Below are 23,416 nucleotides of genomic sequence, written 5' to 3'. Positions count from 1 at the left end.
CTGGCTTCTCATGCGGTGGCCCGCGCCGGTAGCGGCACGCTAGGCTTCCTTGAGTAAGCGGAACAACGTTCGACTTAGACGATACGGAACGTCGTTCCGTTTTGGCAAGGGGGTACATCGTGAACGACGACCCGACCGGGGGGGCCGGCGCGGCCGAGGGGCCGCCCGCCAAGCGTGTGCGCGCCGATGCGCAACGGAGCATGGACGCCCTGCTCGCCGCGGCGGCGGAGGTCTTCGCCACCTCGGGGGTGGACGCCCCCGTACGCCAGATCACCGCCAAGGCGGGCGTCGGCGCCGGCACCTTCTACCGCCACTTCCCGCAACGCGCCGACCTGATCGCCGCGGTCTTCCGGCGCGAGGTCGACGCGTGCGCCGACGCCGCACCGGACCTCGCGGCGCAGTACGAACCGGCCGAGGCACTCGCCAAGTGGTTGCAGCGCTTCACGGTTTTCATCGCCGCGAAACGCGGACTCAGCGCCGCCCTCCACTCCGGCGACCCGACCTACGAAACCCTGCCCGCCTACTTCGACCAGCGCTTCATGCCGGCGCTCGGCATGCTCCTGGACGCCGCCGCGAAGGCCGGTCGGATCCGCTCCGACGTCGACGCGGAAGACCTCCTGCTCGCCACCCGCAACCTGACCCTGCCCGCCGAGGAAGACCCCACCGGCCACACACAACGAATGATCGCCCTACTGGTCGACGGACTCCGCTACGGCAGTACGGGCGGGAACCGCGGCGAGTAGCCGCACCGGGCCCCGTCGATCCGGCCGACCGGGCCCGGCGGCGCCCACGGATCGGCGGCCCCCACGGATCAGCGGCGCCCGGGCCGCGCGGTCATCACCGCGGCTGCCACCGCCGTCGCGCCCAGGAACAGCGCCGCCGCCCACAGCGCGTGCTGGGCCGCGGTGCGCGCGCTGCCCGGCGCGTTCAGGTAGACGCCGCCGACGACGGCGACACCGAGGGTGCCGCCGAGTTGTTGCACGGCGTTGAGGAGACCTGCGGCCGAGCCGGTCTCCTGCGGGCCGACCCCGCTCAGCGCCGTACCGAAGAACGGCGGGGTGAACAGGCCGGTGCCGAGCCCGGCCACGCCGAGGGCGACCGGCAGCGCGGCGGGGTAACCGGCAGGGTCCGCGAGCCGATACGCGAGCACGGCGCCGGCCAGGCCGATCGCGAGTACGCCGAGGCCGGTGTGCAGGACGCGCGTCCCGTACCGGGGAACCAGCCGACTGCCCGCCGCCCACGACCCGATCGCCAATCCGGCGGACCACGGCAACAGGGTGAGCCCGGCGGTGAGCGGGCCGTCGTGGAGGCCGAGTTCGAGGTGCAGTACGACGGTGATCATGACCCCGTTCAGCACCGCGAAGAACAACATCGAGGTGGCCAGCGCGGCGGGGAACGCCCGACCGCGCAGCAGGGCCGGCTCGATCAGCGGGGCATGGCCGCGCCGCGCCGTACGACGCTGATGCGCGACGAACCCGGCCAGCACCGCGACGCCGACAGCCGCGACCGCCCAGCCACCGGGCGCGGGGTCGCCGGTGGCGAGCGGGCCGACGACGAGCGCGGTACCGAGCATGGCCAGGGCCGTGCCCGCCGGGTCGAGGCGGGGACGGATCGGGGCACGGTCCTCGGTCAGGTACGGAGTCGCGGCCAGGACGGCGGCGGCGAGCGGGAGATTGACCAGGAACACCGCGCGCCACGACGAGCCGAGCAGGTCGGCATGGGTCAACACGCCGCCGAGGACCGGGCCGAGGACCGCGGACAGACCCATGACCGGACCGATCAGGCCGAGCGCCCGGGTGAGTTGGTCCCCGTCGTACATCGCGCGGATCAGCCCGAACGTCTGCGGGATGATCGCCGCCGCCGCGGCACCCTGCACGGCGCGCAACCCGATCAGCGCCCCGGCACCGGGTGCGAACGCACAGGCCAGGGACGCGACGGCGAACGCCACGACACCCATCCGGAACACCCGCCTGCGCCCGGCGAGATCGCCGAGTCGGGCGCCGGTCAAGAGCCCCAACGCGAAGGTGAGGGTATAGGCGGTGCTGAACCACGGGATGGTGGCCCGGGCGCCACCGAGATCGGCGTGGATCACCGGTCCCGCGACCTGCACGATCGTGGCGTCGAGGAGATTCATCGCCTCGGCGATCAACACGGCGGCGAGGGCGAGACCTCGGCGGTGAACGTGCGGGGACGGGGGCGGGGGCGGAGCGGGGACGAGGGCCGACCGGGTGCGTTTGGTGGTGCTGGACCGGGCGGCGGTGCCGGATTTGGCGGTGCCGGACTTGGCGGTGCCGGGCATGGATCTCCCAAGGGGGACGGCGCAGGTGTGGCGGTGGTCGTGACGGTGACCGAGCCGTGGACGGCGGAGTCGCCCCGTCCGGCAGCCGGCAGCCGGCAGCCGGCAGCCGGCAGCCGGCAGCCGGCAGCCGGCAGCCGGGAGTCGGCAGCCGGCAGCCGCCCGACGATCACCGTGCCGCCCGACCCCCACCGACTTCCACTCCACCGACCCCCATCGCTGATTACTTCCACCAACCTCGGCTAGTTTGCCGATCATGCTCACACTCGACGACCTGGACCGAGGCCTGATCCACGCCCTACAGGTGGACGCACGGGCACCGTTCACGCTCATCGCCGACATCCTCGGCTCCTCCACGCAGACCGTGGTCCGCCGCTACCGCCGGCTCTACGCGCACGCCGGACTGCGCGTGGTCGCACTGCCCACACCGCGCAACTCCGGTACGCACCAGTGGTTCATCCGGCTGACCGCCGCCACCCGCAACGCACACGACATCGCACTCGCACTGGCCCGCCGCCCCGACACCTCCTGGGTGCGGCTGACCTCCGGCGGCACCGAGATCGTCGCGATCATCCACACCGCGCCGACGGGCCCCGACGCGCACGCCCTGCTGCTGCGCGACATCCCGCGCACGGCCGGGATCACCGCGGTGTCCGCGCACTACCTGCTGCACACCTACCTGGGCGGGCCGACCGCGTGGCGCGGCCGGGTCGACATCCTGGACGAGGCCGGGCAGGCCAGGCTGCGCGCCGAGTCCGGCATCCCGGACACCACCGACCCGGCGACCCCCGATGTCCCCGCGTACGTCCTCACCGACGCGGACCGCCAACTGCTGTCCGCACTACGCGAGGACGCCCGCCTCGGCTACGCCGACCTGGCCGCCGCGACCGGCACCACCGCGTCCACGGCGGCCCGCCGACTGGCCGAACTACGCGCCCGCGACGCGCTGTTCTTCGACGTGGACATCGACCCGGCACTACTGGGCATCACGGTATCCGCGCTGCTGTGGATGCAGGTCGCCCCCGCCCACCTCGACACGGTCGCCACCGCACTGGCCACACACGACGAACTCGCCCTGGTCGCCGCGACAACGGGCCCGACAAACCTGGTCGCCCACGCCCTGTGCCAAAACGCCGAAGCCCTACACCACTACCTGACCCGACGAGTCGCCTGGGAAGCCATCACCCGCATCGAAACCGCCCCGGTACTGCGCACCTACAAGGCGGCGACAACCCTGCGCACCCCTTGACCGACCGGCGGTAGCCTCGAACCCGCCTCGCCGGGCGGGTCGGCGAATCATCGGTGGTAAGCCGGTGGTGAATCGGTGGTGAATCGGTGGTCAGGAGCAACGGGTGCCCATTGCACGCAGGAACGGATTCAAGGTCGCCTACGAGGTGTTCGGGGACGGGCCGCCGGTGGTCCTGCATCCGGGCATGTTCCAGGTCGGCTCGCACTGGAGCCGGGCGGGCTACACATCGGCGCTGGCGGCGGCGCATACGGTGATCACCGTGGACCCGCTGGGCCTGGGCGGTAGCGATGCGCCGGAGGACCCGGCGGCGTACGCGTTGGCGCGGCGGGCCGAATACGTCACCGCCGTACTCGACGACGCCGGAGTGGACCGCGCCGCGTACTGGGGCTACTCGTTGGGGGCGCTGACCGGCTACGGCGTCGCCCTGTACGCGCCGGAGCGGCTCACCCGACTCGTCGCCGGCGCCTTCGACCCGATCGACGGCTTCCGAACCGCGGTCGACGCGCTGTTGGCACACTTCGGCCTCCCGGCCGACACCGATCCGTACCCGCTGATGAAGCAGGGGGCGCTGGCCGATCCCGAATTGGCCGCGGTGATCGAGGCCGTCCCGCCGGTGGCCCTACGGGCGAACTTCGCTGCGATCCGGTACGAACCGGGTGTGCGAGCACGGCTCGCGGACACGGGTGTGCCGATGTTGATGTACGCGGGTACGGCCGACCCATGGCACGGCCCGGTACGGGAGTTCGCCCGGCAGACCGGCAGAGGCTTCTTCTCCGTACCGGACGCCGACCACCTGGGCGGCTGGAGCCGGTCGGCCGAGATACTCCCGCACGTACTGCCGTTCCTGGCGGGTGGTCAGGAAGCCTGAACGGGGTCCTGGGCGGGGGACTGTACGGGGAACGGGTCCCGGGGAGCAGTGGTCGCGCGGGCGCCGATGCGGGTGGCGCCGACGCCGGCGATCACCACGAACACGATGCCGGCCACGGGCACCGCGCCGGGTATCTGGCCGAGCACCAACAGGCCCATCAGGAGCGCGATCGCGGGCTCCAGGCTCATCAGCGTGCCGAACGCGGAGGTAGTCAGCCGCCGCAACGCGAGGAATTCGAGGGTGAACGGCAGTACGGCGCTGAGCACGGCCAACCCCAACATGGTCAGCAACAGCGGCCAGGTCACCCGACCGAGGCCGGTCGGCGCGGCGACCAGGATCGCCAGGAGCCCGGCCACGGGCATCGACACGGCCAACCCGTTCAGCCCGGTGACCCGGTCGCCGACGTGCTGGGTCAGCAGGATGTACGCCGCCCAGCCCGCCGCGGCGGCAAGCGCGAAGGCCAGGCCGGCGGGGTCGATGCCGGCATGCCAGGGCTCGGTGAGGAGGACGACGCCGAGGCCGGCCAGGACGGTCCACCGCCTGCGCCCGCGGCCTGCTCCGGCTTTTCCTCCGGCTTTACCTCCATACAGCGACACCGCCAACGGCCCCAGGAACTCCAGCGCGCTCGCGGTGCCCAGCGGCAGGCGCGCGACGGCCAGCATGAAGAACAACATCATCCCGCCGCTCACCGCGCCCAGTACGACGCACGCCCACAGATCCCGGCCGGCGAAGTCGCGTGGGCGCGGCCGGATGAGAATCAGCAGGAGTACGCCCGCCCAGGCGAGCCGCAGCCCGGCCGTGGCCGGTGCGCCGAGCCGGTCGATCAGCGGTACCGAGAGTGCCAACCCCAGTTGCACGGTGGACATGGCGGCGACGGCCATCAGGGCACCGGTCGCGGGGTCGGGCAGGCGCGGCGTTTTCGGCGAGATCATGACCCCAAGTAGAGGGCGTCCGCATCGTTCGTGTCCACGTGCCGATTCGCAACGTATCGTTCAAGATTCCTGGACGATGATTCCTGGACGATGAATCCCGGATGACGTATCCCGGATGACGTATCCCGGATGACGTATGCCGGACGAGGACCGGACAGGACGGGACAATGAGCGGATGGAGACCCGACGGCTGCAGGTGCTGGTGGAGTTGGCCCGGCTGGGTTCCATGCGCGCGGTCGCGGACGTACTGGGCACCACCACGTCGACGGTCTCGCAGCAGATCGCGGCCCTGGCCCGAGACCTGGGCACCGCCCTGATCGAGCCGCACGGACGCCTGGTCCGCCTCACCCCGGCGGGACGCCGACTGGCCGAGCACGCCGTGACCATCCTCGCCGCCGTCGAGGCGGCGCAGCACGACCTGTCCCCGGGCGCGGAGCCCAACGGCACGCTGCGGATCGCCGGGTTCGCCACCGCGATCCGGGCCTATCTACTGCCCGTGGTCACCGAACTCGCCACCAGCCATCCGCGCGTACGCGTGCTGATCCGCGAGCACGAACCGGCCGAGGCACTGGCTCTCCTGGCCGAGGACGCCACGGACCTGGCGCTGACCTACGACTACAACCTGGCGCCCGCCGCCGAGGACCCGACCCTACGCGCCACCGCGTTGTGGACCGCGCGCTGGGGCCTGGGCGTACCGGCCGACGCGGACGTCCGTACCGGGACGACACCGAAGGTCTTCGCCCGCTTCGACGCCCACGACTGGATCGTCAACTCCCGCAACACCGCCGACGAGACGGTGATCCGCACGCTCGCCTCGATGGTGGGATTCAGCCCGCGCATCACCCACCAGGCGGACAGCCTCGACCTGGTGCAGGGGATGATCGCGGCCGGCCTCGGCGTCGGCCTGCTCCCGCTGGGCACCGACACGTTCCCGGGCGTCCGGCTGGTCCCGCTCACCGCGCCGGACGTCCGACTGCGCGCATACGCCGTCGCCCGCCACGGCCGCCTGAACTGGCCGCCGCTTGCCGTGACAACGGAACTTTTGCGGCGCCGCTCCGCTGCCGCTGCCGTCGTCGTCGGCGGAGGAGCGGATCACGACGGCTGGGAGGGACGCTGACGCCGGCCGGCCGGCGGGTGGTGTGGCGGACGTGTGTGGACCTTTGGCGGATGCCGCGCCGATATGTGTCGGCGCCGGCGGCGATCGCGGAATGCCGTGCGGCTCGGCGGGGTTCGGGGCATAGACAACAGCGGATGCCCGCCACCCGACATCGGACTTCCATCACCCATCACCCACCCCCGGATTCCGCACACACAGGAGAGCTCATGAAGATTGGCATCATCGGCGCCGGCAACATCGGCGGCAACCTCACCCGCCGGCTCACCGCCATCGGACACGAGGTGTCCATCGCGAACTCCCGTGGCCCCGAGACCCTGACGGCCCTCGCCGAGGAGACCGGCGCCACGCCCGTCACCGTGGCCGAGGCGGCCCGAGGCGCGGAGATCGTCGTGGTGACGATCCCGCTGAAGAACGTCCCGAACCTACCGGCCGGCCTCTTCGACGGAGCCGCCGACGGGTTCACCGTGATCGACACCAACAACTACTACCCGCAGCAGCGCGACGGCCGAATCGCCGCCATCGAGGACGAGGGCCTGACCGAAAGCCGCTGGACCGAGCGGCACCTGGGCCACCCGGTGATCAAGGCCTTCAACGGCACCTTCGCCGAGGACCTCCTGGAGCGCCCCCTCCCGGCCGGCCATCCCGACCGGCAGGCCCTGCCGGTGGCGGGCGACGACGAGTCGGCGAAGCAGACCGTGCGCACACTGATCGACCAACTCGGCTTCGACTCCGTGGACGCGGGAGGCCTGGACGACTCCTGGCGCCAGCAGCCCGGTACACCGGTCTACGGCCTCCGCGCCGGTGTCGACGCGGTCACCAAGGCTTTGGCCGAGGCCGACCGGGAACGCACGGAGGCGTTCCGGGGGTAGGCCGTTCCGCCCGGCCGCGCCAGTAGTGCCGGGGGCGCGGCCGGGCGGACGATCTGCGGGGTGCGGTAAGCAAGGGGCCTGTGCGACCGATGTGACTCGTGTGGTTGTTGTCCAAGTCACACAATCTTCAGGCAGAGGGGCTTAACAAGTGACGCGGGGCCGGGGAGGCTGGAGAGCAGCGAGATGTGCAATGTCACACCTCGCCGCGGGCATGCGCATGCGCATGCGCATGCCCAATCTCCAATCTCCAATCTCCATTCCCCGGCACCAAGGAGAACTTCGATGAAGCGCTTAGCCCTGACCCTGATCGGCGCCGCGTGCCTGACGGCCGTCAACGCCGCTCCCACGTTCGCCGCCTCCCCGACCACGGCCACCGATGCGGTCGCCACCACCGTTTCGTGTGGAATACCCGGCATTCAGGTCGGCCTGCAAACCGACGTATGCGTCGAGATCACCGGCGGCGATGTCCGCATCTTCGGCCGGATCATGGCGACTTCACCCTCGCCCGGCGGCCCGCCGCCCCAGCTCAAGTACCTGCAGACCACGCTGACCGGCAACATCGTCGGCGGCCCGTCCCTCGGCCTGGCACAGCGCAACCTGCGCTACACGGGCGCCGCGGAGAAGGTGTACAGCCTCGACGGCACGGTCCCGTGCGGCTCGGTCCTACACGGCACATTCACCGTCTCGTCCGCCCCCGATTGGTCGACGACACCGGTAAGCATCAACGTACCGATCACCTGCTGACCCGTTCTCCCACCGAGACGGCGAGATCGAGTTAACAAAACGCGGACCGAAGGTCGCTCCACCAACGGCCCCGCGAAGCACCGAAACGCGGGCCTCGGATCCCCTGACCAGGGGGTCCGAGGCCCGTTCCGCCGGGAGGACGGGCGCAGGCCGATCAACCACCGCAAGGTCATCAATCAAGCCAACGACCCCCGACCCGAGGGCACCTTCGAGTACGGCCCCCCTGACCTGCGCCGCATGCGCGTCGGCCGGTACCGGTTGATGTACGAGATCACCGACACCACCCTGACCATCGTCGTCATCCTCATCGGCCGCCTCGGCTGAATCAGGCGGCGCGGTCCGGCCTGCGCCTGACACTGCCTACCCAGCTGCCCGTGAGACTGGTTGGTTTCTCCTCTCTGTCTGCGCGCGACGTTCGACGTAGGAACCGCGGGCCGGTTCACGGTGTCGGTTGCTGTTGCCGTGGCCAGTGGCGTGTCGGGCAACACTCGTGCTGTTGTGGGGATTTGCTGTCGGCGGCCTCGGTTGCCGGTGATAATCGGTTGGTGAGTGCCATCGAACGTCCCATCCCGCCTCTGAACGCCGACGAGCGCACCACGCTTGAAAGCTGGCTCGACTTTCACCGCGCCACACTTGCCATGAAGTGCGCGGGTTTGGACGACGAGCAGGCCGCCGTTGCGTCCGTGCTGCCGTCCGGATTGACGTTGACCGGTCTCGTCCAGCACATGGCGGAGGTGGAACGGAACTGGTTCCGCCGCGTGTTGGCCGGGGAACAGGTCCCGCCCATCTACGGTACGCAGACCGATCCGCGTGGTCCCGACGGCGGTTTCGAGCTGGCCGAGGGTGCCACTTTGCGCGACGCGCTCACCACCTGGCATGCGGAGATCGCTCGCGCCCGCACGTACTGCGACGGCCATGCTCTTACCGATACCGGTCGCCTCATGGAGCAGGACGTCAGCCTCCGCTGGATCTACGTTCACATGATCGAGGAGTATGCCCGTCATAACGGTCACGCCGACCTGCTTCGGGAACGTATCGACGGCAGCACCGGGCTTTAGCGCCGGGTCATGCCCCCTGTTCCGTGTGGATCGATCGATGACAGCGGCCGGTTCGGGCGTGACGATTCGCCGGGCGGCTTTGGGACGGTCGGTCCGGGTGACTCGTGGGTGCGCTGTGGAGTCCGGCTGATCGGTGCCTGCTAGCGGTATTCGTCAGGTTTGACGATGGGGGTGCGGAGCACGCCGATGGACTCGATCTCGACCGCGACGACGTCTCCGGGCCGGAGGTACTGCGGTGGGGTCATGGCCACGCCGACGCCGGCTGTGGTGCCGGTTGCGATTACGTCGCCGGGCAGATCGTCGGCGCCTCCGACTCCCCCGGAAATTCGAACGCAACAAGCTCCACTGCGATTGGGTTCAAGGGGAGCCGGGCCGCGAGCGCTGCCTCCGGTGTGGTGACGGCGCACGCGGCGGGGGAATACCGGGCCCTATTCGCCCTCGGCCCACGCCACCAGGACGGCTCGGGCGAGGGTGTGTCCGGCGATGAGGAAGCCGAGGGCGGCCGGGGTTGAGTCCGGGGTGATGCCGAGGGTGGTCACCGACGGTATGTCGAGGGCGTTGATGGCGATGTAGTAGCGGTGCTTGCCGGTTCCCGGCGGCGGCGCGGCGCCGACGTAGGTGGTCGCGCGGACGTCGTTGGGGATGTGGAACGCGCCGTCCGGCAGCTTGCCGGCGCCGGGTGTGCCGGCGCCGGTGTCGAGGGACGTCGTGTCGGCGGCGAGGTCGGCCACCGCCCAGTGCCAGAAGCCGGACGGGGTCGGGGCGTCCGGGTCGTACATCGTGACGACGAAGCTGCGGGTGGCGGCCGGGAAGCCGCTCCATGACAGTTGCGGGGAGCGGTCCTCGGCCCCGGCGACGCCACTTGCGGCGGCGAACTGCGCCGGCGGCAGCTGCGCCCCGTCGGTGACGTCCGCGCTGGTGACCGAGAAGCCGGGAACGGCGGGCAGGGTGTCATACGGGCTGGTCATCGGGTCCTCCGGTTGGTAATGCCAGGCGCAGTGCCAGGCGCCTGCTGACTTTCAATACTCAACCATACTTTTAAAAGTTTCGCCATCTGTCGAATGTTGTAGGATCCGTCCCGTGGCGAGAGGAACCGGGCAGCAGACCCGCAGCGAGGCGGCGCACGATCGCATCCGGGCCGACATTCTGGGCGGCAGGCTTCGGCCCGGGCAGCGGCTGAAGTTCCCTGAGCTCAGCGAGCGTTACGGGGTGAGCACCGGCGCAGTGCGCGAGGCATTGCTCAAGCTGGTCGCCAGGAACCTGGTGGATTCCGAAGCACACCTCGGGTTCCGGGTCACCGACGTCACCGCCCGTGGGCTGGCCGACCTGACCGATGCCCGCACCGAGATCGAATCCCTCGCCCTGAGCCGCGCCATCGACGAGGGCGACCTCGCGTGGCAGGCCCGCGTACTGGCCGCCCATCACACGTTCGAGCAGACCCCACTCGGCGACGGCGACCAGCCCGACGAGGACTGGCTGATTGCCCACGCCGACTTCCACACCGCGCTTCTGGCCGGCTGCGCCAACCCCCGGCTGCGCGACCTCGCCGCGTCCCTGCGGGAGGAGGCCGAACTGTACCGGCGCTGGAGCCGACCCACGCCGGAGGACGCGCGTCGGTGGGCGACCGACCCGGCGGGTCACGCAGCACACCGTGACCTGCTCGACGCGGTCATGGCTCGCGACGGCGAGCGGGCCGACACCGTCCTGCGCCGCATGATGAGCGCCACGTCGGGCATGACCCTGGACACCGACGAACCGCACGCCTGACGCCCGGCCGACCCCGGGCCGCCCGCCGCCGTGTTTCGGACAGGTCCGTTCCCTGGCGCGGTTCGTGCTGGTTTGCTTGGCGTCGAGTCGGTGGGTGTGGATTGGGCTTTGTGGTGGGGGACCTGGGGGACCTGGGGGATGAGGGGGACTTGGGGGTGCTGGGGGTGTACCGGTACGTCGATGCGGCGCTTGTGCGGTTTGCCGCGTATCCGGGTGGGTGGCAGGTGCCGCCGTGGCCGGATCTGGATGGCAACAGCCCTGCGGATGTGGAGTGTTGGCGGGACTGGGTGAAGCGGGCGTGGGCGCAGGAGGCGGTTGCCGAGGCGGTGGAATTGGCGAGCCCGGTCTTGGCTGCGCGGATTGTTGCGCTGTGCGGGGGAGGTGATGCCTCGCCTCGGCAGGTGCGGCGGGTTGTGGTGTCGCTGGTGAGGTATCTGCTGCGGATGCGGTATCGGGCCACGCCGTTCGGTCTGTTCGCCGGTGTGGCGCCGGTTCGTTTCGGGTCGGCCGTGACCCTGCGCGTGGGCTCGGAGCACCGTCCTGTGGCGCGTGCGGATGCCACGTGGCTTGCGGACGTGGTTGGTCGGCTCGAGGCGTGTCCGGAGTTGTTGGACCGGATCGAGGTTGTCGCCGATCCGACCCACATCGTTCGTGGCGGGAAGTTGGTGTTGCCGTTTCGGCAGGCCGTGCGTGCCGATGTGGGCCCGGCGGATGTGACCATGCGGCACACCCGCGCTGTCGAGTCGGTTCTTCGCGCGGCGCGGACGCCGATCCTCGTCGCGGATCTGCGTGCGCGGCTCGCGGCCGAGTATCCCGATACGCCCGCGTCGGTGCGGGACACGCTCGTGGGCGAGTTGGTGGCGCTGCGGGTGTTGCTGACGGGGTTGCGTGCGCCGATGACGGTCACCGATGCCACCGGCCACGTGGTCGACCTGTTGGCGGCGGTGGGCGCCGAGAGGGATACCGGCGCGGCGGCCTTGGCTCGGCAACTACGTGGGATTCATGGGGAGTTGCTGCGTCATGAGCAGGCGGCTCCGGGCGCGCGTCGGAGGATGCGTACGGATCTGCGTCGGGAGATGCGTGCGTTGTCGGATGTGGTGGAGCAGCCGCTGTGTGTGGATCTGCGGGTGGACTCCTCGTTGGTCCTGCCGGCGGTGGTCGGCCGGGTGGCGGAGGAGGCGGCGGATACTCTGGCGCGGCTGGGCGCACCTTCGCCGGGGAGTCTGGCCTGGCGTGCGTACCACGCGGCGTTTCTGGAGCGCTACGGCATCGGCGGTGCGGTTCCCTTGCGGGAAGTGGTCGATGCGGACGTCGGTTTGGGCTATCCCGCCGGCTATCGTTCCTCCCGGCGCGAACGTCCCGCGTCGCGACTGTCCGCGCGCGACGAGCGGTTGTTGTCCTGGGCGCAACGAGCGGCGTTCGATGCTGTTGACGAAATCGCCCTCGACGAACGGGCGTTCGCGGATCTGGGCGGACCCGGCGGCGCCGCGCCGAGCCCTCCGGCCGACATCGAACTGTGCTTCCGCATCGAGGCCCGCAGCCGTACCGAACTGGACCTGGGGCGTTTCGATCTCGTCGTGGCGGGTGCGTCTGCGGCGGCCGGCGCCGCTGCGGGCCGCTTCCTCGATCTCCTCGATGCGGTCGATCGCGAGCGGATGACCGGGATTTACGCCGATCTGCCCAGCGGTGAGCCCGGTGCGTTGCGGGTGCAGATATCCAGTCCGCCGCTCCGGGTCGTCAACGAGAACGTCGGCCGTACGCCGGCCGTGCTGCCGCAGGTGATCTCGCTTGCCGAACACGCCACCCCCGGAACGGGGTTGGCGTTGCGCGATCTTGCCGTCCGCGCCGACGCGGATCGCATGTATCTGCTGTCCTCGACCGACGGGCGCGTGCTGGAACCCACGGCGGTCGACGCCGTGAAGCTGACCAATATCGCGCATCCGCTGGCGCGCTTCCTCTACGAGCTTCCCCGCGCGCATACCCAACTGGCCGCGTTCCACTGGGGAGCGGCGCGCAAACTGCCCTTCCTGCCGCGCCTGCGTCACGGCCGGGTCGTCGTCTCGACCGCTCGATGGCGCCTGGAGGCGCGCGACCTCGCCGCACCGGACGCCTCCTGGGAGCAGTGGACCCGGACCCTGACCGCCTGGCGGGCCCGGTTCCGTGCGCCCGAGACGGTCCGGCTCGGCGACGCCGATCAACGCCTGCGCCTGGACCTGACCGAGAAGGCGCACGCGCAACTCCTGCGCGAGCACCTGAACCGGGTCGGGCACGCCACGCTCGACGAGGCGCCCGACACCTCCGCGTACGGCTGGTGCGACGGACGCCCGCACGAGATCGCGCTTGCGCTCGCTGCCGTACGCCAACCCACTGCGCGGCGTTCCAACCACGGGCACGGGCCCGGGCCCGTGATCATCGGCGGCCCCGGGCACCTTCCGGGAGCGTCGGGGTCGGCGTGGGCGTACGCGAAGCTGTACGGACACCCGGACCGCCAGACCGAAATCCTCACTGCCCACCTGCCGGCCCTGTGGGCGCGCTGGGATGTCGCGCCCCGGTGGTGGTTCGTCCGCTCCAGCGGCCCGCATCCGCATCTGCGTCTCTGGATCCGGCTCCGCGATGCCGGCGTCGATGCCGACGCCGATGCCGACGCCGATACCGACGTCTTCGGCCCGACCGCCCGTCGCGTCGGCGACTGGGTCGCGGACCTGCGTGCGCTCGGGTTGCTCGGCGGCATGCAATGGGACACCTACCATCCCGAGGTCGGCCGCTACGGTCCCGGCGCGGCGATGGCCGCGGCGGAGGAGGTGTTCGCCGCCGACTCGGCGGCGGCTCTCGTCCAACTCGGCGTCCGGGGGACGGATCCACAGGCGCTGACGGCAGCCGGATTCGTCGATCTCGTCACCTCCTTCAGCGGCGACACCGGTGCGGGTATGCGTGGGCTCGTCGAGACCCTGGACCGGACCTCGTCGCCCGCGTCCGCCCGAAGCGTCCACGACGAGGCGATCCGGCTGGCCGATCCACGCGAGGACCACGCCGCACTGCGGGCGATACCGGGCGGCGCGGAGGTGGTCGCGCGCTGGGCACGACGTCGTGCGGCGCTCGCTGCCTACCGCGAACTCCTCCACGCCACCGGGCAGATCACCCCGGAATCGGTCACGCCGGCCCTGCTGCACATGCACCACAACCGTGTCTTCGGCATCGACGAGGACTGCGAACACACCTGCCGACGCCTCGCCCGCTCCGCCGCCCTGTCCTGGCTTGCCCGCCAGGAGGGCTCCCACCGGCAGCCGGGCCGACCGACCGGCTGCCACCGTTGACGCATGATCGTCCCGAGGACGGCGCCGGCGCCGCCCTCGGGGCTCGATCGGGGGTCGATCGGGGCTCGATCGGGGGTCGGCTCAGCGGCGGGTTTCGATCTTCAGGTCGCCGCGGGTCGCCGCGCGCATCCGGTCGCCGGCGAGCAGGTCGTGCGGGAAGCCGAGTTCGATCGCGCCGGCTTCGTCGAGGCGGGCCAGTTGGGAGGCGGTGAAGGTGATCTCCAGGGCGCCCAGATTGTCCTCCAGCTGCGCGAGGGTGCGGGCGCCGATGAGCGATGCGGTCACATCCGGGTTCTGTAGCGTCCAGGCCAGCCCGACCTGGGCGGTGCTGCGGTCCAGCTCCGTGGCGACCTCCCGTACGACATCGGCGATGTCCAGGTTGCGTTCGGTGAGTCCGCCGTTGGCGAGGTTGAAGTTCTTACGGGTGCCGTCGTCGACCGGGGCGTTCGGCGCGGTCAGGTCGGCGCGGCTGTACTTGCCGGTGAGTACCCCGCCGGCCAGTGGCGAGTACGGCACCACGCCCAACCCCATTTCGCGTGCCATCGGGATCAGGTCACGTTCCCCGGTGCGCTCGATCAGGTTGTACTCGATCTGCAGCGCGACCAGCGGCGACCAGCCACGCAGGTCGGCGATCGCCTGCATGCGGGACACCTGCCAGGCCGGGGCGTTGGAGATCGCCACGTACAAGACCTTGCCCTGCCGTACCAGATCGTCCATGCCGCGCAGGATCTCCTCGACCGGTGTCGTGAAGTCCCACACGTGCAGGTAGAGCAGATCGAGGTAGTCCGTCTGCAGCCGGCGCAGACTGGCTTCCACCGATGCGAACAGGCTCTTGCGGTGTGGGCCCCCGGAGTTCGGGTCGCCGGGCCGGCGCAGGGTGGTGTATTTCGTGGCCAGCACCAGGCTTTCGCGGTTGTCGCGGGTGAATTCGCCCAGCAGGCGCTCGGAGCTGCCATCGGTGTACGTGTTGGCGGTGTCGATGAAGTTGCCGCCGCGCTCGACGTAGAGGTCGAACAGCTTGCGCGCCTCGTCCTGTTCGGCGCCCCAGCCCCACTCGGTGCCGAACGTTGCCGCGCCCAGTGCCAGCGGCGAGACCCGCAGCCCGGAGCGGCCCAGCAGTCGGAAGGTATCGAGGGTGAGCGACATCGTGTCCTCCTGTGCGTGTGATCCGTTGCGTGTGATCCGTTGCGTGTGATCCATTGCTTGTGATCCGTTGCTTGTGATTCGTTGTCGAGAACCAGTGACACCAGGCTGCGGCCGTCGCGAGCCGGGGGTAAGGGAAGGAACTTCCTGGGAACACCGGTCCTACCCTGGCTGTTGGACCGGGCATGACGAGTCGCACCGTGGACCCGACACACGAGCTGGCCGCGTTCCTGCGGACCCGGCGCGAACGCCTGGACCCGCACGATTTCGACCTGCCGTCGCGCCGGCAGTCCCGGCGGACCCCGGGACTGCGCCGCGAAGAGGTCGCCGAACTGGCCGGGATCAGCATCGACTACGTCGTGCGGCTGGAACAGGCCCGCGGGCTGCGGCCCTCGGCGGACGTGGTCGAGGCGCTGGCCCGGGCGCTGCGCCTGGCCCCCGACGAGCGTGCCTACCTCTTCGACCTGGCCCGGCAGCGGCCGCGCAGCGCCGACCGGCCCGCCACCAGTGCGGCGCCGCCGCTGGCCCGGCTGGTCGCCGACCTGTCGCCGCTGCCGGCCATGTTGATGAACCACCGCTACGACATCCTGGCCTGGAACGGCGAGATGGCGAGGCTGCTACTGGATTTCGACACCCTGCCGCCGGCGCAGCGCAATGCGATGTGGTTGTGCCTGATGCATCCGGAGATGCGCGACTTGTATGTCGACCGCGAACGTGTCGTGCGGGAGGGGGTCGCCCACCTGCGCGCTGCGTGGGCCGCGCATCCGGAGGATCGGGCATTGACCGACCTCATCGCCGAACTCACCACCGGGGACCAGGAATTCGCGCGACTGTGGGCCGAGCGGGAGATCATGGTCAACGGGCGCGGGCGCAAGGTGATGCGGCATCCCGACGTCGGTGGGATCGCCGTGCATTTCGAAGTGCTCATGCCACTTCAGGATCCGGACCAACGGTTGATGATCTGCCGTGCGGCGGACGATGAGAGCCAGTCGGCATTGGACCGGTTGTGCGCGCGGTGACGTCGAACCGTCATTGTGGCGTTTCTTCGGTATTCCGGCGCTCTGCGGCCAGGGGGAGGCCGGCGACTTGTTGGTGCAGGGTGGCGAGGGAAGCGGCGAGGTGTCCCGGGCCGGTGACGGTGGATCGGGGCGGGGTTTCGCCGGTGACGGCGAGGACGTGTCGCCAGTAGCGCAGCGGGAACGCGTCGTGGTGCGCCGCGTGGCGGAATCGGGTGCGCAGGTGTGCGCGGAACGCCGGGGTGTCGTCGTGGCCGCCGATGCGGGCGTAGGTGCGTACGAAGTGGTCGAGGGCCTCGGCGCGTTGGGCCGGGCAGTCGGCGGCCAGGGCCTCGGCGGCCAGGGTGCAGGCGTCCATGATGCCGGAGTAGAACGACGCGACGTCGCCGACCTGGTGGCTCTGCGGTTGGCGGCGCCGGTCGTCTTTGCCGGTCAGGGCGTGGAGTTCGGCGTAGGCGAGGGTGGTCGTGCCGGTCGGGGTGGCCGGCGGTTCGGGCACCGCGCCTTCGATGACGGCCCGGGTCAGGCGGTGTGGCAAGTCGGTCGGGAGCGCCCAGTGCCAGTACCGGACCAGGCGGTCGTGGGCCTCGTCGAGCCTGCCCACCTCGGCGAGCAGTGCGAGGCGGCGAAGCCGTTCCGGCTCGGGGCAGTCGTCCAGCGCCCGCAGTAGCCCCCGGCGCCACGTCAGCTCACGCATGTGCGCCTGGACGGTGTCCAGTTCGCGGGTGACGAGGTCGGCCAGGGAGTGTTCTCCCGTCATCACTGCGGCGATTACGGCGATCGGGGTGTCGAGCGCGCGGAGGCGCTGAATCAGGCGGAGCCGGGGCAGGGCGTTCGCGGCGTATCTGCGGTGACCGCCTCGGCTGCGTGCGCTCTCGGGCAGCAGCCCGATGTCGGAGTAGTAGCGGACGGTCTTCACCGGCAGCCCGGTGCGCGCGGCCAACTCGCCGATGCCCACCGTGTTTTCGCTCTGTGTGTGCTCGCCCTGTGTGTTCTCGCCGTGCGTGCCGTGCGTCACAGCTGGTTGAACCTCCACCGCGCAGGAGCCGTTAGCGTCCACGGCGACCGCCGCCTTCCGGTGCGCCCGGGGCGGCACTCGCCGAGGAGGATCATCACATGCGGATTCTGATCGTCACCGCCGGTTCGCGCGGCGACGTCGCACCGTTCACGGGTCTGGGGCGGCGTCTGCTGGACGCCGGGCATCGGGTCGCCGTGGCCGCGCACCCGCCCTTTGCCGGACTCGTCGCCGGGTGCGGCCTCGACCACCGGCTTCTGCCGGGGGATCCGCAGGAGTTGATCCGCGCCCGCGCTCTGGCGACGTCACCGGAGGCGGTGCGGGCGGTGACCTCTGCGTTCCTGGACCGGTTGGCGGACGGGGTGGTGGCGGCCGTGGCGGAGGGCGCCGATCTGGTGCTCACCGCGTTCGGCCCCGCATCCGTGAGCCGGGCGGCCGGCGAGGCGTTCGCCGTCCCGGTCATCGGTACCTACCTCGCGCCGGCCTTTGCCACGCGGGAGTTCCCGCTGCCCGGCGGGCCGGGCGCCGACGACCTCGGGCCGGACGGCAACCTCGCTGCGGGCCGGGCGCTGTTGGCGCGGGCCGGAACGCTCCAGGAAGGGGTCGTGACGCGGCTGCGCGCCCGGCTCGGGTTGCCCGCCGTGCCCGCCGCCGTGGCGTCGGTGCGATCGGGACGGATCCGGCCGGTCTTCCACGGCTTCAGTCCACGGGTGGTACCGCGCCCGGCGGACTGGCCGTCCGAGGTCGAGGTGGCGGGTTACTGGTGGCCTGCCCGGCCGCGAGGTTGGCGGCCCCCGGCCGACCTGGTCGACTTCCTCCGGGCCGGTCCGCCCCCGGTGTTCATCGGATTCGGCAGCATGGCACCGGGCCAGGGCGAACGCCTGGGCGAGCTGGTGGCCGCGGCAGTGGCCCGGGCGGGGGCGCGCGCGGTGGTGCAGGCGGGGTGGGCCGGCCTGAGCGCGGTCGGCGACGACATCCTGGCGATCGGCGACCTCCCACACGACTGGCTGTTCCCGCGCACGGCCGCCGTCGTCCACCACGCCGGAGCGGGCACCACCGGGGCCGGACTGCGCGCCGGGGTGCCCGCCGTGCCGGTACCCGTCATGGCCGACCAGCCGTTCTGGGCGGCCCGGCTGCACCGGCTGGGAGTCGCCCCGCGCCCCCTGCCGTTCCACGAACTCACCGCCGAAGCCCTCGCCGAGGCAATCACCGCCTGCACGGCCGATCCGACCCACCGGCAACGAGCGGTCGAACTCGCCCACCGCATCGTCACAGAGGACGGCACCGCCGCGCTACTGGCCCGCATCGACGTTGCCTGCGACGGATGACACCGAGAACGCCGTGACGCGTACAGCTGGAAGTGCATAGGTAGGTAGCAGGAAGAGCTCGCCGCCGATCCGGCGCGCGAGCCGCAGCGTCTCAGCACGGGTCCGGCCGGCCCCGTCCGGCAGCCCGGCCGCGGCGGCGACACCGAGGCTGGTGGTACCGACGGCGGGGAAGCCGGCCGCGGCGAGCGCGGTCGCAGAAGCGTGGTCCCAGGCGTTCGGCAGCAACAACGGCGCGCCGGGGCGGTGGTGCAGTTCGCGGAAGGCGATGGCGGCGGAAGCGCCGACAGTGCTCATATCTGCTCCTCGGGGTTGGCAGCGGCGCCGAGATGGCCGACGGCTCCGGCGTAGTAGTCCAGCGAGCCGGCGACGTGCGCGGCGAGCAGTCGGAAGGACCAGCCCGGGCCGGGCGAGCGGTCCAACTGCGCGTCGCTCAGCGCCCCGAGGCGGTCGGCCCAGATCCTGCCGAGCCGGACCAGGCGGCTGCGCGCCTCGTCGAGGTCCGCCGTGGTGAACGGCGCGAGGTCGGCCGGGGTGGTGGTCGCCGATGCGTGCCAGTGGTCCGGCTGCGGCTCCTGGCCGGCCAGACGGGCCTCCAACTCGGCGAGGTGGTCCACCAGATGGTCGGCGACCCGGCGGATCGCCTTGTGCGGGGTGTAGACGCGGTCGTCCACCGCCTGCGGTTGCCCGTCCCAGGCAGTCCAGGTCGCGGCGAGGTCCAGCACCCGTGCGACCGCCTCTGTGACCTGCGCGGCCGGGTCGTCCCGTTCCAGCAGCCCGGCGGCGAGCGCCAGTGCCTGGGCCTGGCCCGGACACCGGTGCGGCCCCGCGCCGAAGGCGAGAGGGGCCGGATCGTCATGGGCGCCGATGTCCGGATCGGACCGGTCGCCGCCGGCGGGGGCGTGCTGTGCGGCGGTGACGTCGACCAGCACCACCTCCCCGGCCCGCAGGTCCAGCCCGCCCACGCGGACGTCGGCCGGCGCTCGTCGGCGCAGCGCGGTCACCGGCGGGTCCTGCCGCAGCACCTCGGCGAGGAGGACGTCCGCGCTACTTGGCGGGAGCCCGCCCAGCGCGGCCCGGCGAGCGTGCTCGACCAATCGGGCGGTCGCATCGCACGCCTGCACCAACAGCCCGATCCGCTGCGCGGCGGCCTCCAGGTCCCCCACGCCGTCCTTCCGGGCGGTCCGGGCAAGCAGCGACGCGACGGCCTCGTCGGCGGCCTTCGCCTGGGAGGGTGTCAGTTCGTCGCCGAAGTACCCGGCGGAGACCGTCACGACCGCATCAGCCACGGCGTTCGGGCCCGGCAGGCCCAGCTCTTCGGCCAGGATGCGCACGACCGTGTGCCGGTCATCCGCGCCGACCGCTGAACCGGCGGCGGCCCGGCGCAGTTCGCGCGGGTCCAACCCGGCCGGCTCGGCCTTCGCGTGAGCGTGGCGACGGGCGTGCGTCTGTGCGTCGCCGGTGAAGCGGGCGACGGAGGCGCGCAGCCAGGCCAGTGAGCCGGCGGGTGCGTCCGCCGCGTCGGCGGCGGGTTCGGGGACCAGCAGTGGTTGGTCGAGCACTGCGCGGGCGTCGGCGTATGCGGTGACACGGGACGGGTGGATGGGCGGGTCGGAGATCGTCATGCGGCCGACGCTACGTGCGGAATACTTCGGCGCACGCCGAACCGTAGCCGGGGCATGATGGCCTCACGTCCGGGCAACCTCTGGCCCGGCTTGCCGGGCTGCCGGCCGACCCCACCCGAGCCGCGATCTGCCTCGCGCTGTTGCACGGCCGCGCCTGGACCGCGAGTGAACCGGCCCACTACGTGGGCGTCGTGGCGTCGACCGCGAGGACATGGTCGAGGCCCGATTCCACCCGGGCCAGTACGTGGAGGCGATCGAGTGGGCGCTCGCCGGACACGAGAGAACGGGGAACTCCGCCCTACGCTTGGGAAGGCGGGCAAGTGAACGTGGGTCTCACGGCAAGGTGACGTATTGATGGGCTTGATGGGCGATATCGACTTCTTCGACGTGGTTGCCGTGCTGAACACGGAAGCGGCCGTGCGCCTGGGGGTTGCCGGAACTCGCGGGGTGGTCCTCGGTGGTTCCGAGGCTGCGGACGGGTGGATGTACGCCGTCCACGTCGGCGAGGAGACGGTCATGCTCGGCCAGGCCGATCTGGTGCGGACGGGGGAGACCGTGGAGCGCGAATCGATCTACGGCGGCGAGACGGTACGGGTTCCGCCCCAGCCGTACTGAGGGTTGCGCGCCGTTGTGGACGCCGGCCATCGCACCCCGCAGCACGGCCTTGACTCCGTCGGGGGGTGGGTTACGAGGATTGGGAGGGGGGTTCGTTGGTTTTGAGGGCGGCGAGGAAGGGGGTCCAGATGGGGCCGGGGAAGCGGAAGATGCCTTGGTCGGGGGCCTTGGAGTCGCGTATGGAGATGGTGTCGTCGGGGGAGTGGGATCCTTCGACGCAGTCGTTGTTCGGGAGGCTGTAGCTGGACTTGAACCATATGCCGGCGGTCATGAATCAAATCTCCTTGATTGCTTCATGGATCATCTTCCGGGCCTCTTGCGGGCTCGGAGCGAGTGCTTGAAGTTCGCCGAAGATGTGCTCGTAGTTGTCGATGATGCTTTCCTGTGCGACGACCCAATTCGAGGCCATGTTCTCCAAGTAGACGATCGGTCGCGATGCGGACGCTCTGGCAAATCGGATGATGGTGAACGGGCCGTTCATGCCCGTGTGGATCCCCAAGCTGAACGGCATCACCTGCACTCGCACGTTGTCGAGAGTCGAGACGTCGGCGATATGTTCGAGCTGTTCGCGTGCCACGGCCGGACCCCCGGCGTGGCGGTGCAGTACGGACTCGTTGAGGATGACGAGGAGTTCCAGAGGTGCCTCCTCTCGGTGCAGTACCTCTTTGCGTGCCATGCGAGCGGCGACCCCTTGCTCGATCGCCTCGGTGCTGGACTTCGTCGGCGCCGCCCTGTGGGTTGCCCGGGCGTAGGCTTCCGTTTGCAGCAACCCGGGCACATGGTCCGATGCGTAGCAACGGACCACGGCTGCCGAGGCTTCCAGCCCGATGAAGGCGTGCAGGGTTGGCCGGACAGCAGGATGCTCCCCAGCCGATGCCCACCGATCCTGCTTCGTCTTGGTCACCATCGCGTAGTCGATCAGCAGCCTCCGCGTCTCGGCGTCGGCGCCGAAGAGGTCGCACAACATCGTCGCGTCCTCCGGGTCCACCACCGAGTTGTCCCCGTACTCGACCCGGGTCACCTTCGATGGGCTCCACAGGAGGCGCTTGGCGACCTGGCTGGACTTGAGGCCGGCCTCGTGTCGCAACCGGCGCATTTCCGCGCCGAGTTGTAGGCGGCACAGAGCCGGTGTGGCCGACTCGATGTCCTCGATCATCTTTGTTCCTCCGCACACGATTTCAGTGTCTCGGCGAACGTCCCACCCCGGCAAGAACGTTCTGCGCCCCAGCGGGAATCACCGGTTCCGGGCGCGTTGCTCTTGCGTGCAGCGGGAATTCGCGCTGATACCGCGATGCGGTTTACCGCCCGAAGTGCGCTTGGCTCGGTGATTCCGTCGCCATGCTAGTGGCCGAATCTCACGTAATGCCGTGGAATCGGCGCATTGCGTGATCAAGGACAATGTCTCGGTGACGCACCGATGGCCTAGAGTGACGCTCATGTGCCTCGCAGCGCTCGCCGCCCGTCCCGCCGCCCGGCAGGGAAGTGTGTCGTGGTGACGTCCGCCGCCGAGCGCCGGCCCTCGTTGTCGGTGCCGCGCGGGTTGACCTATCTCTCGATCGCCGGGGTCACCTGGGGGACGACCGGGGCGGCGGTCGAAGTGGTCTATCGGTCCAGTGACTTCGGGCCGATGGCCGTTTCGTTCTGGCGATTCGTGAGTGGCATGGTGTTGTTGTTGACGGCGGGCCTGCTGCGGCCATCCCGCCGCCGCCCGGCCGTCGCACCCTCCCGCTCCGTGCAGTCACCCGGCCGTCGTGCGCTGTTGTTCACCGGTACCGGTGTCGGGCTCGCCGTGTTCCAGTCGGCCTACTTCGGTGCGGTGATGGAGACCGGGTTGGCCGTGGCGACCATCGTGGCGCTCGGTGCCGCGCCGGTGTTGACCGCTGCCGGTGGGCGGTTGTTCCTGGGGGAACGGATCGGGCGCAGCGGGTGGTTGGCGATCGGTGGGGCGTTGATCGGGCTCGCCGTGCTGGTGTTGGGCAATGAGCGGACCGATGTGCGGCCGGTGGGTGTGGGGTTGGCGTTGTTGTCCGCCGCCGGGTTTGCCGCGTCGAGCCTGCTCGGGCGGTGGACCGGGCGGCGTGGGGCGGGGGAGGACCCCGGCACGTTGACCGTGTGGTCGTTCGGCATCGGGGCGGCGGTGATGTTGCCGTTCGCCCTCGGTGAGGGGGCGTGGCCGGAAACGGCGCAGCCGGGGCGGGTGTTGGTGATGATGTTGTATGTGGCCGCGGTGACGACCGCGCTTGCGTACCCGCTGTACTTTGCCGGGACCGCCGCCGTACGGGCCGTCACCGCGTCGGTGGTGATGTTGATCGAGCCGGTCAGTGCGGCGGTGTTGGCCGTATTGCTCCTGGACGAACGGCTTACCGCGGCGACGATCGTGGGCACCGTATTGATGCTCGCGTCCGTCGGTGGCCTCGCGCTGGTCGAGTCGCGGCCGGTCGCGCCATGAGTTCGGGCCGAGGC

24 protein-coding genes and 1 pseudogene are annotated in these 23,416 nt (G+C 70.8%); 15 read left to right on the top strand and 10 right to left on the bottom strand.

The features are described from left to right. Positions 1 to 200 precede the first annotated feature (200 nt). Positions 201 to 743, top strand: a complete 543-nt coding sequence (locus ABIA38_RS08175) for a TetR/AcrR family transcriptional regulator (protein ID WP_424637852.1) — start codon at positions 201 to 203, stop codon at positions 741 to 743. A 68-nt stretch (positions 744 to 811) separates the two neighbouring features. Here ABIA38_RS08175 and ABIA38_RS08170 read toward each other — a convergent pair whose 3' ends face one another. After that, the gene (locus ABIA38_RS08170) at positions 812 to 2,299 is read right to left on the bottom strand and encodes an MFS transporter (protein WP_424637781.1); all 1,488 of its coding nucleotides are present in this window, start codon (positions 2,297 to 2,299) and stop codon (positions 812 to 814) included. 253 nt (positions 2,300 to 2,552) lie between these two features. Here ABIA38_RS08170 and ABIA38_RS08165 point away from each other — a divergent pair, with 253 nt between their 5' ends. Together ABIA38_RS08165 and ABIA38_RS08160 are read left to right on the top strand one after the other, a co-directional pair. Further along, positions 2,553 to 3,545, top strand: coding sequence for an Lrp/AsnC family transcriptional regulator (locus ABIA38_RS08165; RefSeq protein WP_424637780.1), 993 nt, complete (start codon positions 2,553 to 2,555; stop codon positions 3,543 to 3,545). 103 nt (positions 3,546 to 3,648) lie between these two features. After that, a complete protein-coding gene (locus ABIA38_RS08160; protein ID WP_424637779.1) occupies positions 3,649 to 4,413 on the top strand; it encodes an alpha/beta fold hydrolase in 765 nt (254 codons plus the stop codon). Here the strand turns inward: ABIA38_RS08160 and ABIA38_RS08155 are convergent. Beyond that, entirely contained in the window at positions 4,401 to 5,345 is a 945-nt protein-coding gene (locus ABIA38_RS08155) for an EamA family transporter (RefSeq protein ID WP_424637778.1), read from the bottom strand. The genes ABIA38_RS08160 and ABIA38_RS08155 overlap by 13 nt on opposite strands. Before the next feature lie 175 nt (positions 5,346 to 5,520). On the opposite strand from ABIA38_RS08155, the gene ABIA38_RS08150 reads away from it, so the two are divergent. From ABIA38_RS08150 to ABIA38_RS08130, 5 genes are all read left to right on the top strand, one after another. Beyond that, on the top strand, positions 5,521 to 6,462 hold the full coding sequence (locus tag ABIA38_RS08150; protein ID WP_424637777.1) for a LysR family transcriptional regulator: 942 nt from the start codon (positions 5,521 to 5,523) through the stop codon (positions 6,460 to 6,462). Between the two features lie 50 nt (positions 6,463 to 6,512). After that, on the top strand, positions 6,513 to 7,331 hold the full coding sequence (locus ABIA38_RS08145) for an NADPH-dependent F420 reductase (RefSeq protein ID WP_424637776.1): 819 nt from the start codon (positions 6,513 to 6,515) through the stop codon (positions 7,329 to 7,331). Between the two features lie 282 nt (positions 7,332 to 7,613). Then, positions 7,614 to 8,075, top strand: coding sequence for a hypothetical protein (locus tag ABIA38_RS08140; RefSeq protein ID WP_424637775.1), 462 nt, complete (start codon positions 7,614 to 7,616; stop codon positions 8,073 to 8,075). Positions 8,076 to 8,228: 153 nt separating this feature from the next. Beyond that, complete coding sequence (locus ABIA38_RS08135) at positions 8,229 to 8,399, top strand: type II toxin-antitoxin system RelE family toxin (RefSeq protein WP_424637851.1); 171 nt, start codon at positions 8,229 to 8,231, stop codon at positions 8,397 to 8,399. Positions 8,400 to 8,620: 221 nt separating this feature from the next. Next, complete coding sequence (locus tag ABIA38_RS08130) at positions 8,621 to 9,133, top strand: DinB family protein (protein WP_424637774.1); 513 nt, start codon at positions 8,621 to 8,623, stop codon at positions 9,131 to 9,133. A 140-nt stretch (positions 9,134 to 9,273) separates the two neighbouring features. Here ABIA38_RS08130 and ABIA38_RS08125 read toward each other — a convergent pair whose 3' ends face one another. Together ABIA38_RS08125 and ABIA38_RS08120 are read right to left on the bottom strand one after the other, a co-directional pair. After that, complete coding sequence (locus ABIA38_RS08125; RefSeq protein ID WP_424637773.1) at positions 9,274 to 9,540, bottom strand: fumarylacetoacetate hydrolase family protein; 267 nt, start codon at positions 9,538 to 9,540, stop codon at positions 9,274 to 9,276. Positions 9,541 to 9,561: 21 nt separating this feature from the next. Further along, positions 9,562 to 10,101, bottom strand: a complete 540-nt coding sequence (locus ABIA38_RS08120) for a YbhB/YbcL family Raf kinase inhibitor-like protein (protein ID WP_424637772.1) — start codon at positions 10,099 to 10,101, stop codon at positions 9,562 to 9,564. Between the two features lie 112 nt (positions 10,102 to 10,213). Between ABIA38_RS08120 and ABIA38_RS08115 the strand changes: the two genes are divergently transcribed. Further along, positions 10,214 to 10,900, top strand: a complete 687-nt coding sequence (locus tag ABIA38_RS08115; RefSeq protein WP_424637771.1) for a GntR family transcriptional regulator — start codon at positions 10,214 to 10,216, stop codon at positions 10,898 to 10,900. 110 nt (positions 10,901 to 11,010) lie between these two features. Next, positions 11,011 to 14,214 carry a lantibiotic dehydratase gene (locus tag ABIA38_RS08110; protein WP_424637770.1) on the top strand — a complete coding sequence of 1,068 codons (3,204 nt, stop codon included), beginning with the start codon at positions 11,011 to 11,013 and terminating at the stop codon, positions 14,212 to 14,214. 81 nt (positions 14,215 to 14,295) lie between these two features. On the opposite strand, the gene ABIA38_RS08105 is transcribed toward ABIA38_RS08110, so the two are convergent. Continuing rightward, the gene (locus ABIA38_RS08105) at positions 14,296 to 15,360 is read right to left on the bottom strand and encodes an aldo/keto reductase (protein ID WP_424637769.1); all 1,065 of its coding nucleotides are present in this window, start codon (positions 15,358 to 15,360) and stop codon (positions 14,296 to 14,298) included. Positions 15,361 to 15,542: 182 nt separating this feature from the next. Here ABIA38_RS08105 and ABIA38_RS08100 point away from each other — a divergent pair, with 182 nt between their 5' ends. Continuing rightward, complete coding sequence (locus ABIA38_RS08100) at positions 15,543 to 16,376, top strand: helix-turn-helix transcriptional regulator (RefSeq protein ID WP_424637768.1); 834 nt, start codon at positions 15,543 to 15,545, stop codon at positions 16,374 to 16,376. 10 nt (positions 16,377 to 16,386) lie between these two features. Here the strand turns inward: ABIA38_RS08100 and ABIA38_RS08095 are convergent, their stop codons facing one another. Then, a complete protein-coding gene (locus ABIA38_RS08095; protein WP_424637767.1) occupies positions 16,387 to 17,391 on the bottom strand; it encodes a MerR family transcriptional regulator in 1,005 nt (334 codons plus the stop codon). Between the two features lie 98 nt (positions 17,392 to 17,489). Here ABIA38_RS08095 and ABIA38_RS08090 point away from each other — a divergent pair, with 98 nt between their 5' ends. Further along, positions 17,490 to 18,716 (top strand): glycosyltransferase, encoded by a 1,227-nt coding sequence (locus ABIA38_RS08090; RefSeq protein WP_424637766.1) that lies wholly within the window; start codon positions 17,490 to 17,492, stop codon positions 18,714 to 18,716. On the opposite strand, the gene ABIA38_RS08085 is transcribed toward ABIA38_RS08090, so the two are convergent. Next, the gene (locus ABIA38_RS08085; protein WP_424637765.1) at positions 18,681 to 19,010 is read right to left on the bottom strand and encodes an isocitrate lyase/phosphoenolpyruvate mutase family protein; all 330 of its coding nucleotides are present in this window, start codon (positions 19,008 to 19,010) and stop codon (positions 18,681 to 18,683) included. The two genes, ABIA38_RS08090 and ABIA38_RS08085, sit on opposite strands and share 36 nt — an antisense overlap. Next, complete coding sequence (locus tag ABIA38_RS08080; protein WP_424637764.1) at positions 19,007 to 20,338, bottom strand: hypothetical protein; 1,332 nt, start codon at positions 20,336 to 20,338, stop codon at positions 19,007 to 19,009. Before ABIA38_RS08080 ends, ABIA38_RS08085 begins: the two co-directional genes overlap by 4 nt. Before the next feature lie 80 nt (positions 20,339 to 20,418). Here ABIA38_RS08080 and ABIA38_RS08075 point away from each other — a divergent pair. Continuing rightward, positions 20,419 to 20,541, top strand: a pseudogene (locus ABIA38_RS08075) (transcriptional regulator); the annotation flags it as partial. Positions 20,542 to 20,692: 151 nt separating this feature from the next. Next, positions 20,693 to 20,953: a hypothetical protein gene (locus ABIA38_RS08070; protein WP_424637763.1), complete on the top strand. Its 261-nt coding sequence runs from the start codon at positions 20,693 to 20,695 to the stop codon at positions 20,951 to 20,953. 70 nt (positions 20,954 to 21,023) lie between these two features. Here the strand turns inward: ABIA38_RS08070 and ABIA38_RS08065 are convergent, their stop codons facing one another. Together ABIA38_RS08065 and ABIA38_RS08060 are read right to left on the bottom strand one after the other, a co-directional pair. Continuing rightward, complete coding sequence (locus ABIA38_RS08065; protein ID WP_424637762.1) at positions 21,024 to 21,224, bottom strand: DUF397 domain-containing protein; 201 nt, start codon at positions 21,222 to 21,224, stop codon at positions 21,024 to 21,026. 3 nt (positions 21,225 to 21,227) lie between these two features. Beyond that, on the bottom strand, positions 21,228 to 22,109 hold the full coding sequence (locus ABIA38_RS08060; protein ID WP_424637761.1) for a helix-turn-helix domain-containing protein: 882 nt from the start codon (positions 22,107 to 22,109) through the stop codon (positions 21,228 to 21,230). Between the two features lie 333 nt (positions 22,110 to 22,442). Between ABIA38_RS08060 and ABIA38_RS08055 the strand changes: the two genes are divergently transcribed. Continuing rightward, positions 22,443 to 23,402 (top strand): DMT family transporter, encoded by a 960-nt coding sequence (locus ABIA38_RS08055; protein WP_424637760.1) that lies wholly within the window; start codon positions 22,443 to 22,445, stop codon positions 23,400 to 23,402. Positions 23,403 to 23,416: the final 14 nt, after the last annotated feature.

It is taken from the genome of Embleya sp. AB8 (assembly GCF_049739465.1).
In the GTDB taxonomy this organism is placed as follows: Bacteria; Actinomycetota; Actinomycetes; order Streptomycetales; family Streptomycetaceae; genus Embleya.
The sequence above is the reverse complement of the archived record's forward strand: the minus strand, read 5'-3'. Positions and strand labels throughout refer to the sequence as shown.

What these genes read in the sequence shown, in the direction of transcription:
- ABIA38_RS08080 (WP_424637764.1), bottom strand. Translation starts at nt 20,338, where the DNA reads ATGACGATCTCCGACCCGCCCATCCACCCGTCCCGTGTCACCGCATAC.
- ABIA38_RS08170 (WP_424637781.1), bottom strand. Translation starts at nt 2,299, where the DNA reads ATGCCCGGCACCGCCAAGTCCGGCACCGCCAAATCCGGCACCGCCGCC.
- ABIA38_RS08070 (WP_424637763.1), top strand. Translation starts at nt 20,693, where the DNA reads ATGGGCTTGATGGGCGATATCGACTTCTTCGACGTGGTTGCCGTGCTG.
- ABIA38_RS08090 (WP_424637766.1), top strand. Translation starts at nt 17,490, where the DNA reads ATGCGGATTCTGATCGTCACCGCCGGTTCGCGCGGCGACGTCGCACCG.
- ABIA38_RS08065 (WP_424637762.1), bottom strand. Translation starts at nt 21,224, where the DNA reads ATGACCGCCGGCATATGGTTCAAGTCCAGCTACAGCCTCCCGAACAAC.
- ABIA38_RS08105 (WP_424637769.1), bottom strand. Translation starts at nt 15,360, where the DNA reads ATGTCGCTCACCCTCGATACCTTCCGACTGCTGGGCCGCTCCGGGCTG.
- ABIA38_RS08120 (WP_424637772.1), bottom strand. Translation starts at nt 10,101, where the DNA reads ATGACCAGCCCGTATGACACCCTGCCCGCCGTTCCCGGCTTCTCGGTC.
- ABIA38_RS08165 (WP_424637780.1), top strand. Translation starts at nt 2,553, where the DNA reads ATGCTCACACTCGACGACCTGGACCGAGGCCTGATCCACGCCCTACAG.
- ABIA38_RS08175 (WP_424637852.1), top strand. Translation starts at nt 201, where the DNA reads ATGGACGCCCTGCTCGCCGCGGCGGCGGAGGTCTTCGCCACCTCGGGG.
- ABIA38_RS08100 (WP_424637768.1), top strand. Translation starts at nt 15,543, where the DNA reads ATGACGAGTCGCACCGTGGACCCGACACACGAGCTGGCCGCGTTCCTG.
- ABIA38_RS08060 (WP_424637761.1), bottom strand. Translation starts at nt 22,109, where the DNA reads ATGATCGAGGACATCGAGTCGGCCACACCGGCTCTGTGCCGCCTACAA.
- ABIA38_RS08155 (WP_424637778.1), bottom strand. Translation starts at nt 5,345, where the DNA reads ATGATCTCGCCGAAAACGCCGCGCCTGCCCGACCCCGCGACCGGTGCC.
- ABIA38_RS08140 (WP_424637775.1), top strand. Translation starts at nt 7,614, where the DNA reads ATGAAGCGCTTAGCCCTGACCCTGATCGGCGCCGCGTGCCTGACGGCC.
- ABIA38_RS08145 (WP_424637776.1), top strand. Translation starts at nt 6,513, where the DNA reads ATGCCGCGCCGATATGTGTCGGCGCCGGCGGCGATCGCGGAATGCCGT.
- ABIA38_RS08150 (WP_424637777.1), top strand. Translation starts at nt 5,521, where the DNA reads ATGGAGACCCGACGGCTGCAGGTGCTGGTGGAGTTGGCCCGGCTGGGT.
- ABIA38_RS08085 (WP_424637765.1), bottom strand. Translation starts at nt 19,010, where the DNA reads ATGAGCACTGTCGGCGCTTCCGCCGCCATCGCCTTCCGCGAACTGCAC.